At 41.0% G+C, this 10198-nt stretch carries 11 protein-coding genes and 2 pseudogenes; 9 read left to right on the forward strand and 4 right to left on the reverse strand.

Annotated features, from left to right (window positions below; all coding sequences use genetic code 11):
- The 7 genes and pseudogenes from IQ219_RS10955 to IQ219_RS10985 all read left to right on the forward strand — a co-directional run.
- Positions 1-555 (forward strand): annotated as a pseudogene (locus IQ219_RS10955) (alanine dehydrogenase); the annotation flags it as partial.
- Complete coding sequence (locus IQ219_RS10960; protein WP_194072612.1) at positions 555-2006, forward strand: aminotransferase class I/II-fold pyridoxal phosphate-dependent enzyme; 1452 nt, start codon at positions 555-557, stop codon at positions 2004-2006. The pseudogene IQ219_RS10955 and the gene IQ219_RS10960, both read left to right, overlap by 1 nt.
- A gap of 163 nt (positions 2007-2169) precedes the next feature.
- Positions 2170-2937, forward strand: a complete 768-nt coding sequence (locus tag IQ219_RS10965; RefSeq protein WP_194072613.1) for a Uma2 family endonuclease — start codon at positions 2170-2172, stop codon at positions 2935-2937.
- Positions 2938-3004: 67 nt separating this feature from the next.
- Positions 3005-3766 (forward strand): DUF6884 domain-containing protein, encoded by a 762-nt coding sequence (locus IQ219_RS10970; RefSeq protein WP_194072614.1) that lies wholly within the window; start codon positions 3005-3007, stop codon positions 3764-3766.
- Positions 3767-3783: 17 nt separating this feature from the next.
- Complete coding sequence (locus IQ219_RS10975; protein WP_194072615.1) at positions 3784-5298, forward strand: ATP-binding protein; 1515 nt, start codon at positions 3784-3786, stop codon at positions 5296-5298.
- A 14-nt stretch (positions 5299-5312) separates the two neighbouring features.
- Positions 5313-6938, forward strand: a complete 1626-nt coding sequence (locus tag IQ219_RS10980; protein WP_228016959.1) for a hypothetical protein — start codon at positions 5313-5315, stop codon at positions 6936-6938.
- A gap of 6 nt (positions 6939-6944) precedes the next feature.
- A complete protein-coding gene (locus IQ219_RS10985; RefSeq protein ID WP_194072617.1) occupies positions 6945-7973 on the forward strand; it encodes a hypothetical protein in 1029 nt (342 codons plus the stop codon).
- A gap of 50 nt (positions 7974-8023) precedes the next feature.
- Here IQ219_RS10985 and IQ219_RS20530 read toward each other — a convergent pair whose 3' ends face one another.
- From IQ219_RS20530 to IQ219_RS11000, 3 genes are read right to left on the reverse strand one after another with little or no spacing between them, the layout of a single operon-like run.
- Positions 8024-8200: a DUF5615 family PIN-like protein gene (locus IQ219_RS20530; protein WP_194072618.1), complete on the reverse strand. Its 177-nt coding sequence runs from the start codon at positions 8198-8200 to the stop codon at positions 8024-8026.
- Positions 8197-8421 carry a DUF433 domain-containing protein gene (locus IQ219_RS10995; RefSeq protein ID WP_194072619.1) on the reverse strand — a complete coding sequence of 75 codons (225 nt, stop codon included), beginning with the start codon at positions 8419-8421 and terminating at the stop codon, positions 8197-8199. The genes IQ219_RS20530 and IQ219_RS10995 overlap by 4 nt, the downstream gene beginning before the upstream one ends.
- Positions 8422-8426: 5 nt before the next feature.
- Entirely contained in the window at positions 8427-8750 is a 324-nt protein-coding gene (locus IQ219_RS11000) for a hypothetical protein (protein ID WP_194072620.1), read from the reverse strand.
- A gap of 229 nt (positions 8751-8979) precedes the next feature.
- On the opposite strand from IQ219_RS11000, the pseudogene IQ219_RS11005 reads away from it, so the two are divergent.
- Both IQ219_RS11005 and IQ219_RS11010 read left to right on the forward strand, forming a co-directional pair.
- Positions 8980-9251, forward strand: a pseudogene (locus IQ219_RS11005) (BrnT family toxin).
- Positions 9238-9456, forward strand: coding sequence for a hypothetical protein (locus tag IQ219_RS11010; protein ID WP_194072621.1), 219 nt, complete (start codon positions 9238-9240; stop codon positions 9454-9456). The pseudogene IQ219_RS11005 and the gene IQ219_RS11010 overlap by 14 nt, the downstream one beginning before the upstream one ends.
- A 23-nt stretch (positions 9457-9479) precedes the next feature.
- Here the strand turns inward: IQ219_RS11010 and IQ219_RS11015 are convergent.
- On the reverse strand, positions 9480-10198 hold a 719-nt coding region (locus tag IQ219_RS11015), incomplete at its 5' end, for a VWA domain-containing protein (protein WP_194072622.1).

Below are 10198 nucleotides of genomic sequence, written 5' to 3' on the forward strand. Positions count from 1 at the left end.
GTTGTGGGTACGGAAGCGGCCAAAATGGCGATCGGACTGGGGGCTGTGGTGACTATTTTGGATGTCAATGTGGATCGTTTAAACCAATTGGGGGAATTATTCGGCTCCAGGGTGGATCTACGCTATAGCAATGCCAGCGAGATTGAAGAGCTATTACCCCACACCGATTTGTTAATTGGAGCGGTGTTGGTAACTGGAAAAAAAGCCCCTGTGCTGGTCTCCCGATCCCAAGTGGAGCAAATGTTACCAGGGGCAGTAATTATGGATGTGGCGATCGACCAAGGGGGCTGTGTAGAAACCTTACGGGTAACATCCCACAGTGAGCCCAGTTATGTGGAGGTGGGGATAGTCCATGTGGGTATTCCCAATATGCCTGGAGCCGCTCCCTGGACAGCTACCCAAGCTTTAAATAACAGTACTTTGCCCTATGTGTTGAAACTGGCCAATCTAGGGGAAAAAGCTTGGGAAAATGATTTACCCTTAGCCAAGGGAGTTAATGTCCAAGCAGGAAAATTAGTGCAATCGGCGGTGCAAACTGTCTTCCCTGATCTGTAATGGCTAGTTTAGATCAACAGGATTTGCCCCTAGCGAATACGCTGAAAAACCTTGCTCAACAGCGGGACACGCCTTTTTACGCACCGGGCCATAAACGGGGTCAGGGTATTGCCCCTGGATTCAAACAATGGTTAGGGCCAGCCCTATTCCAAGCTGACCTGCCAGAATTACCGGAGTTGGATAATCTCTTTGCTCCCAGCGGGGCGATCGCCAAGGCCCAGGAGTTAGCGGCGGATTTGTGGGGGGCAGAACGAACCTGGTTTTCCGTTAATGGTTCTACGGCGGGCATTGTGGCGGCAATTTTGGCCACCTGTGGCGATGGGGATAAAATTCTCTTGCCTCGGAATGTTCACCAAGCGGCGATCGCCGGCATAATCCACGCTGGGGCCGTGCCAATTTTTCTAGAGCCGGAAATTAACCCAGATTGGGATTTGGCCTTGGGGATTAGTCCAGAAACCCTATGCCAAGCGCTACAAAAACATGACGATGCCAAAGCGGTATTTTTGCTCCATCCTACCTACCATGGCGTTGTGGGGGACTTACAGAAATTAGTTGAATTGAGTCATGGGGCTAAATTACCCGTCATTGTTGATGAAGCCCATGGGGGCCATTTTCCCTTCCATCCCCTGCTACCTAGACCGGCTTTGGAATTCGGGGCAGACATTGTGGTCCAATCCACCCATAAGATGTTGGGAGCTTTGAGTCAATGCGCCATGGTACACGCCCAAGGCAGTTTGATTAATCCCCAAAAAATCAGTCAATGTTTGCAATTAATTCAATCCACTAGCCCCAATTATGTTTTGCTGGCTTCCCTCGATAGCGCCCGACACCAAATGGCCAATGGTGGGCGAGAAATGATGGCGGAAGTGTGGGAATTTGCCCTCCATTACCGACAAAAGTTAACTCAAATTCCGGGGTTAGTTTTATTAGAAATTGTCCAACCTTATTCCGGAGCTTTAGCCCTTGATCCCACCCGCATTACCATCGATGCGACCGCCTGGGGAATGTCCGGATTTGAATTAGATGATTTGTTACGGGAAAAATTTCAAATTACAGCGGAATTGCCCACCCTAAGGCAGTTAAGTTTTATCATCAGCATTGGCAATCAAGCCCAGGATTTAGCTCGTTTATTAGAAGCTTTAACTCAGTTAGCGCCCACAAGTTTTCAACAACCGTTTCAATTAACTTTGCCCCCCTTACCTAGTACTACCCTGGCCATGACTCCCCGTCGAGCCGCCCATGCTCCCCAAAAACTAGTAACCGTTAATGAAGTCATTGGGAAAATTAGTGCTGGTCTGCTTTGTCCCTATCCCCCCGGTATTCCCGTCCTTGTCCCCGGAGAAATTATTACCTCAGAGGCGATCGCCTTTTTGACAGAAGTTTTAAATTTAGGTGGTACCATCAGCGGTTTAGCTAGTGAAGAATTAACCCACTTGGCTGTGGTAAATTAAACCAAGATTGATAAGTTTAAAATGATTCAATTTAGTGAGCATGAAGATAAACTTATGGGAGATTTTAAAATTGATTTGGGATTAACACTATCATACGTAGGCGATCGCCAAATAAAAAGGTTAGACTCTAACAAAGCCAGAGCAGATCAGCCTGTTTAAGTTCATGACAGCCATCCAAACCCTTCCTTCGGAAAAGAACCTAAAAATCCGCTGGGAAAAACTGCCGGACGATTTTATTTTGCCCGATGATCCTGTGGAAAGTAACTTACAACCCCTATTAGCCGCCGCCCTCCGGGAAGCTCTGGAACTAGCTGGCTTGATTTTGGAAACTAGCCTAATTGCCACCAATTTTGGCATTTGCGCCACGGTAGACGAAAAAATTGTCGTTAAAGCCCCGGACTGGGTTTATATTCCTGCCGTTGAACCGCTCAAAGATGGGGTAATCCGCCGCAGTTATACTCCCCATGCCGAAGGCGATCGCCCGTTGGTGGTGATGGAGTTTATTTCAGAAACGGAGGGGGGAGAATATTCCATCAATCCTTACTATCCCTACGGTAAATGGTACTTTTATGAACAAATTCTACAGGTGCCTATTTACGCAATTTTCCATCCTAAAACGGATTGTTTGGATATCTATCGGTTAATCGATGGTAGGTATCAAAAGCAGGAACTTAATGCTGATGGCCGCATTTGGTTGGAGGAAATGAACCTGTTTTTGGGAGTTTGGCAGGGTAAAAAAGCGGAAATGACCACTGGCTGGCTGAGATGGTGGGATAAAGATGGCAATCTTCTGCTCTGGGGTCAAGAAAGTTTGGATCTGGAAAGGCAACGCCTAGCTGAGGAGAAGGAAAAAACTGAGCAGGAGAAACAGCGGGCTGAAAAATTAGCCAATAAATTGCGGGATCTGGGCATTGACCCAGACCAACTCTAATCAACCATAATCACGCCATTTTAAATACTACTTTTTGGGATAGAATAATAATTTAAATTATCAAAAGATGGTCATTAAAAAAGAAGAAAAATCACTTTTATTAATATCCTGTTCACGCAAAAAAATAGTAAGTGGCAATAATATGCCGGCAATTGAACGTTATGATGGTCCTGCTTTTCGACTGTTAAGGCGTTTTCTTGCTCAAAAAGAAGCAAGCTATCTGGATATTTACATACTCTCTGCAAAGTTTGGCATCATACCTTATGATACTCCAATTCCCAACTATGACGAAAAGCTAACTAAAAATAAAATCAAAGAAATAAGTGGGCAAAGTCGGTCCATTTTTCGAGAGATACTAAACTCTCAGCAGTATACAAAACTTCATATTTCGGCTGGTAAACAATATCTACATCTGATTGACGGGTATCAGAAATACGCCAGAGACAATCTTCAAGTCGAAGTAGCGACAGGGAGCATAGGGCGAAAGCTGTCTCATTTGCGTTACTGGCTATATGGTGACCTCCCCCAAAAAGAGAATTATAAAGTCCAGACACAGGAGACCAGTGTTAGGATTGCTACATTTAAAGGCGTTTCCTACTCTCTTACTTACGAAGAAATCTACTTAAAAGCAAAAAATAGTATTGATGCTGGTATTGGCAGGCCATTTTCTTATGAATCATGGTATATTTTGATTGGTGAGGAGAAAATATCGACCAAATGGCTCGTTAGTCAGTTGACAGGGTTGCCTGTTGGGCAATTTCACTCGATTGCAGCAAGAAAGTTTTTAGGTCAATTAGGTGTAGTTGTCTATTCGGATTTTTTTGATTAACTAGGAGTATAAATTCTATGGATGCAAATCTTGTTGGCACAGTAATTTCTGATACCGAAACACCAACTTTTGAAACCGTTAGAATTAAGCTGAAGGCAGGAAGAGACGTTAAACCCGGCGTCATTGTAAAAATGTGGATGCAACGAGAAGAATCGTCAATATTATTTGCCCGTATTCGCGGGGGATATGAAAAAAATCCTAATAAAAACCCTGATCGAATCAGTGTTGAGGATGCACTTGGCTTAAAGTCACCACATATTTCTGAAGAGCTAAGTACAGATATTTATCGTTTGGTAGAAGCAGACCTGATTGGCGAACTAATCAATGGATCAATTCGGTCTCCAGAAAATTTACCCAACTCAGGGGCTGATGTTTATATTGCGGACTCTACTGAAATAGTTAATGTCTTGGGCTTGATAGATGAACAGGAAAATGGTTTATACATTGGTGATACTATTGGTGGACTCAAAACCAAAATTGTTTTGAAAAAAGAATCAATCCAAAGGCATTTTTTTATTGGGGGAACAACAGGGAGTGGTAAAAGTTATGCGATGGGGGTTGTTGCAGAAGAGCTACTAAAACAATTTTTGCCTATAATCTTCATAGATACACAAGATGAATATTCAAAGTTTGTAGAAGCTCACAATGGCAAGGTCGTAAAACCAGGTTTAGACTTCACTGTACGAATATCTTCTTTGACTGAAGAAGAATTTATTAAATTGTTGCCTGAAATTACGCAAAAAAATTCTCTTCATAGTGAAGTAGCAGGTAGAGCATTTGATAATCTAAAAACACGATTAGTTAATCGGGATATTCAAAAATTCGGAGTACCGGATATTCAACAAGAAATCAACACAACTGCAGTTGATTTATCTAGTAAACCTGGAGATGCACCTCGTTTGGCGGAAGCTGTTCAAAGAAAACTTAATAGTTTGGCTAACGACCCTATGTTTGGCGATGGCGTTAACTGGAGAGAATACATGCATCCATGTCTTGCCATAAACTGCAAAAATATGACATCAAAACAACTTCAAACTCTTGCTACAGTTATATTACGAGAGCTCCAAAGCTTGAGATTAAGAGGTCACATTCCACCATATGTTGTCGTAGTTGATGAAGCACATTTATTTGTGCCCCAAGGAGAGACAAGTCCTTGTAAGCAAATTCTCTTAGAAGGAGTTCGCATTGGGCGACATCATGGAATTTGTATGGTTTTAATGACTCAAAGTCCTGTTGATATTGATAAAAGTGTTATCCGTCAATGCAATACCCGCATGATTTTTGCGCTTGAGCCAGATCAACTCGAAGCAATCAAGGGAGTTAAGTCTGATGCATCTGATGAAATGCTCCGAGCTTTACCTAAAATGCCGCGAGGAACCTGCTTACTATCTGGAACTTATGAAAGTATAAAGCATACCATTCCAGTAAAAATTCGTGAACGATATACAGAAGATTCTGAAGGAGGAAAAACACCTGATATTTTTGCAGAAATGAATGATAAATGGATCGATGAAATTGAAAAGCTGAAATAATTTATCTATTTGGTATGCCTAGCTCAAAGAAAAAAACTCTACCCTCACCTTACATACAATTAGAAATGGACTTTGATCAAGCTATAAATTCAGCAGAAGTATATTCTAGAGATCAGGTTTCCAGATTATATGATCCTCTGAAAGAAACTGCAGTTTATATGAAAAAATTAGTAGATTCCCAGAGAGAATGGGATTCTACTATTAAAAAGGCTAGAGAAGAGTTACTCGGTGTCAACCCAAGAGATCTATATTTTGAGTTTATTATCGATATTTCAAATCGAATCGAGCAAAATACCGTCCATTCAGAGCGCTTTGCAAAATTGTTGCGACAAGTGACCATTCGTGGCTTTGGGATGACAAAAAAACACATCAACATTAAGTCACCTCCACGAGGAAGTTCTCAATGGTCTGTAATTTTAAATAAGGAATATATCAAACAACACTTAAATGATCATATCGTTGGAGAATATTTTTTGAATATCATAGAAACTAATGATGATTTATTAAACAACGCAAATTTTTCAATTGCTTCATCCGATGTTAGTCAACACAGAAACTCGGTGCCAAGCCCCGCAAGATTTTTTTCCCGTAATGTGCCTTTTTTGTTAAATAATGCGGCAGGAAGTGTTCTTCATGTTAAGGATGGCCAAGCTTCATTTGATCAAGGTCGTTTTAATCCACTAGATACAAATGATATTCTTAAATGGATGTTGATTGATCCATCTTACCAAGATGAGCTTGAGCCAGAAGATTTTATACGTTGTACTGCATCGGCGATGGATGTTGGACAATATTTGTTTGAGCATGAATTTTTGCTTAATAATGGGCGAGACCGTTTTGACCTGATCCTACGGGATGGTAGTTTGTTTCCCCAAGATGCTTATCTTGACAATTATTTAATAGATAATCGTCGTGGTGAATTTACGAGAAAAGCAATCATTGAGTTACTTAAATGTTTAAACGCATCAGAAAACTCTAGACGTTTATACTGTGGTGTATCTAAGAATGTTCGCCTAAAACTTTACAGTGCGGTTCTTGATTGGTACATTGAACAAAATATTGATGCTAACTGGACAGTTGGTGGTTGCTCATTAACTGATGGCCAAGCTATGACAATACTTCTTAGTTCGCCTGACTTTGCAAAAGAACAGCTTAAATCTGCTATTTCAACATGTTTAATTAGACGCTCCTTCACGACCAGAGCAAATTTAAATGAAAAGGCACCAGATATTAATGATCTTGAGAGTTATTTTGAAAACTATGAAAATAAAATTAGAGAAACTAATCAAAACATAGACATTAGTCAGTATAGGGCATTATGTAAAAAGTTTCATACCTATATTGTTTTTATTGGTCATGCTCCAAATCCTAGCAAATTGTTACCACGTTATGAATTTTTTGATGATTGTCTATCATCCCCTGAAGAAAAATTATCAAAGATTTTGACCGCCATCAAATATTCAAGTTTTGATGTTGATCAAGATCACTCATTTGGTAGCGATGAACAAATTACTTATTTAATTCCTACAGTTACTCAGCAAGCTCATCGGTTCTCTAAAGATGTTGGACAAACTTTATCTGCTCATATTAAAAATCAACTATGGAATCAATACTTAAACTTTGTTCAGAATATGGATTAGAGTATTTTGGAAATTGTTGCTGGTATTACTTTAAAAAGTATTGATCCCCGTGTGTGGGACAAAGAATCTCCCTATCATCTGCTTAACCTTAAAGCAGTAATGATTTCATATGGAGATTTTCATAAAATGCCCAAAAATAGACAGCGAGCAATGGAGCTGGGGCTCCACCAATTTTTAAACATTCCTAAATCAGTTAAAGTCTACCTTGATAACGGTTCTTTTTATTTTTTATCAAAAGAAGGAGAAACGCCTAAAAAAGAGTATGAGGAATTTGTTCGATATGCGAAGCCAAATTGGTGGCCTATTCCTCAAGACTTTATTCCAACGCCTAAAATGACCATTGAGGAGCAAGAATCTTGTTTCGATAAGACAATGGCAATGAATATAAGTTATCAACATAGAAGACAGTACACATCTGTAATTCATGTTAGTAATTTCTTAGAAAAATATATTGAAATGTTAGTTGGTTATGAAAAGCTATCGACAAAAAATACAATTGCGTTGGGGGGAATTGTTCCGAATTTATTAAAGGCTCCCAAGGCACTTCCTCATCGTAAGATTTTAGATAGTATTCGACATGTAAGAAATGAATTTAAAAATCAACAACTTCATGTATTTGGCATCGGAGGTACTGCAACAATCCATTTAGCAAGCTTATTAGGGATTAATTCAGCGGACTCAAGTGGTTGGCGTAATAGAGCCGCTAGAGGTATAATTCAATTACCAGGAACAGGAGATAGAATGGTTGCTAGTTTAGGAAGTTGGAGGGGGAGAGAACTAAGCACTGATGAAGAAAGAAAGCTTAAAAATTGTCAATGTCCTGCATGTCTACAGCATGGAATAGATGGGTTGAAAGCTGATAAAAAATTTGGCTTTGTTAATCGAGCAACACATAATTTATGGGTTCTATTAGAAGAATCAAAACTAATCTCCACGCATTTATTAAATGGTACTTATGAAGAATGGTTTACAGAACATTTAGATAACACTATGTACTATCCATTGATTCAATACGTGCTGAAAAACATAGACTGATTTATTCTTATAAGCCGTTGTTGCGATCTTCAATAAAGAAGATTTAAGAATTATTTTCCAGAAAAGTGTACGTCCTGAACAGCAATTGCTAAGTCATTTCCTTTGGAATATTGCCAAATTTCTGTATCTCGAAGACTCTCTCCCAACAATGAGACGTGAATGATAGGGAAGGAGGATCTTAGTTGAAGTTTAGCAGGCAAATTTTCGTCAAATAAAAATCCCTTCATGCAATTTTTTTGATTTCAAAATGCTTGCCCATCAGCTTTGCGGCAAACTGCATACAAGCATAAATATCTTCCCTTGTTAAGGCTGGGTAATCTTCCAGAATATTTTCTGGAGAATCTCCTGCTTCTAAAAATTCCATTATGGTTTGTACCGTAATCCTGGTTCCGACAATGGTAGGTTTACCGTTGCAAATATCTGGGTGGATAGTGATTTGGTTCTGCATGGTGTTTATGTTTTTGATAAAGTTACAGTCAGGCTGTTGCATTCTTCAGGTAAATCACTGATGCCGGTAATTGCGTCCAAAATAATTGTTAACTTTGCCTGTAGTTGATTAAATTGATGATCCATTCGATCTAGCCATGATTCCAGGTGATCAAATCTGGTATCAAACTGATCAAACCGAGCGTCCATATGTTTTTCCATCACCGAAAATGCTTCGCTTATGCGTCCATCTGGTTCTATGTCTAACTCAAGGGTTTTTATTCTCTCCATAGCATTGACCAATTGCCTTCTCAATTGATGAATATATTTATTATATTCATGTTCACTCATGGATCAAACTCCGTTGTTTAGCAGAATGAAGAGTTTTAGTTAGGCTAGATTATAGAAGGCATTTTATTGCATGTCGGCGATCGCCTGGCGGACCAGACCTAGTTCAGTGGCTTTGGGTAATTGGTGGTAATTTACTCGGTCATGGCTTGCTTGGTAAGCTTGGTGGTTGAATTTAGTGTCCCAAGCTGTATCAGTGTCGGGAATGTGTCAGTCTGGACAGAAAAAAATGATGCAATTTGAGTGGGACTTGGCAAAACAAAAGCGTAATATCACTAAACATGGAATAAATTTTGAGGAAGCCGCTACAGTCTTTAGCGATCCGTTAGAGTTGACCATCCTGATCCCGATCATTCCTTTAACGAGATGAGGTGGTTAAGCGTTGCTCACTCATCTAAAAACCGATTGTTGGTTGTTTCATATACGGAAAGAGAAGGACGCATTCGGATTATTAGTGCACGTCCAGCAGTTCCAGCAGAAAGGAGACAGTATGAGTCCAACTAATGATCATGAAGAAGTTCTCATCCGTGAAGTTTATGATTTTTCTGGTGGTGAGCGGGGCAAACATTATCAAGCCTATCGTAAAGGGACAAATATCGTACTTCTCGACCCTGATGTGGCGGCAATATTCAAAGACTCAGCGACGGTCAACTTAGCCCTACGTAAATTGGCGGCGGTTGAGCCAGATTTTGTTGATTCAATTCGCTAAGAAGTACTGGGGTAAACGGCATTTTATTGCATGTCGGCGATCGCCTGGCGGGCCATGGAAGCAATGCCTTGGTCAGTGGCTTTGGGTAGTTGATAATATTTACCCCCAGCTTTTTGGGCTAATTCTTTGCCGAAGCCGGTGGAAACAAATTTTTTCTCCGTATTAATAACCAACAATTGCATGCCTAAACCCCGAATGCGGGCGGCAATTTCCAACAATTCCGCTTTAATATCAGGCTTTTCTCCCTCAGGAATTTCGTCCCCCAAGGAACGGGCTAAGGGGATATTACCCCGACCATCGGTGATGGCCACGATTACCACTTGGCCAATGTCCCCGGAACGCTTGGCATTCATGCCCACATTGACCGCTTGCATTAAGCCGTGGGAAAGGGGAGAACCACCGCCACAGGGCAACGTTTCCAGCCGTTTTTTGGCCATGGCAATGGATCGGGTGGGGGGTAGTAATACCTCCGCATTTTCCCCCTGGAAGGGAATGAGGGAAACCTGATCTCGATTTTCGTAGGCTTCCGTCAGCAATTGCATCACCGCTCCTTTGGCGGCCTGCATACGATTCAACGCCATGGAGCCCGACGCATCCACCAAAAACACAATCAATGCCCCGGCTTTACGGACTAACTTTTTGCCCCGGATGTCGGACTGCTCCACAATTACTTGGCGATCGGGATGGCGCAGGCGGCGGGATTTTTGATAGGGGGAAGCGGCCCGCAATGTAGCATCAACGG

This window comes from Synechocystis sp. LEGE 06083 (assembly GCF_015207725.1).
Lineage (GTDB): Bacteria > Cyanobacteriota > Cyanobacteriia > Cyanobacteriales > Microcystaceae > Synechocystis > Synechocystis salina.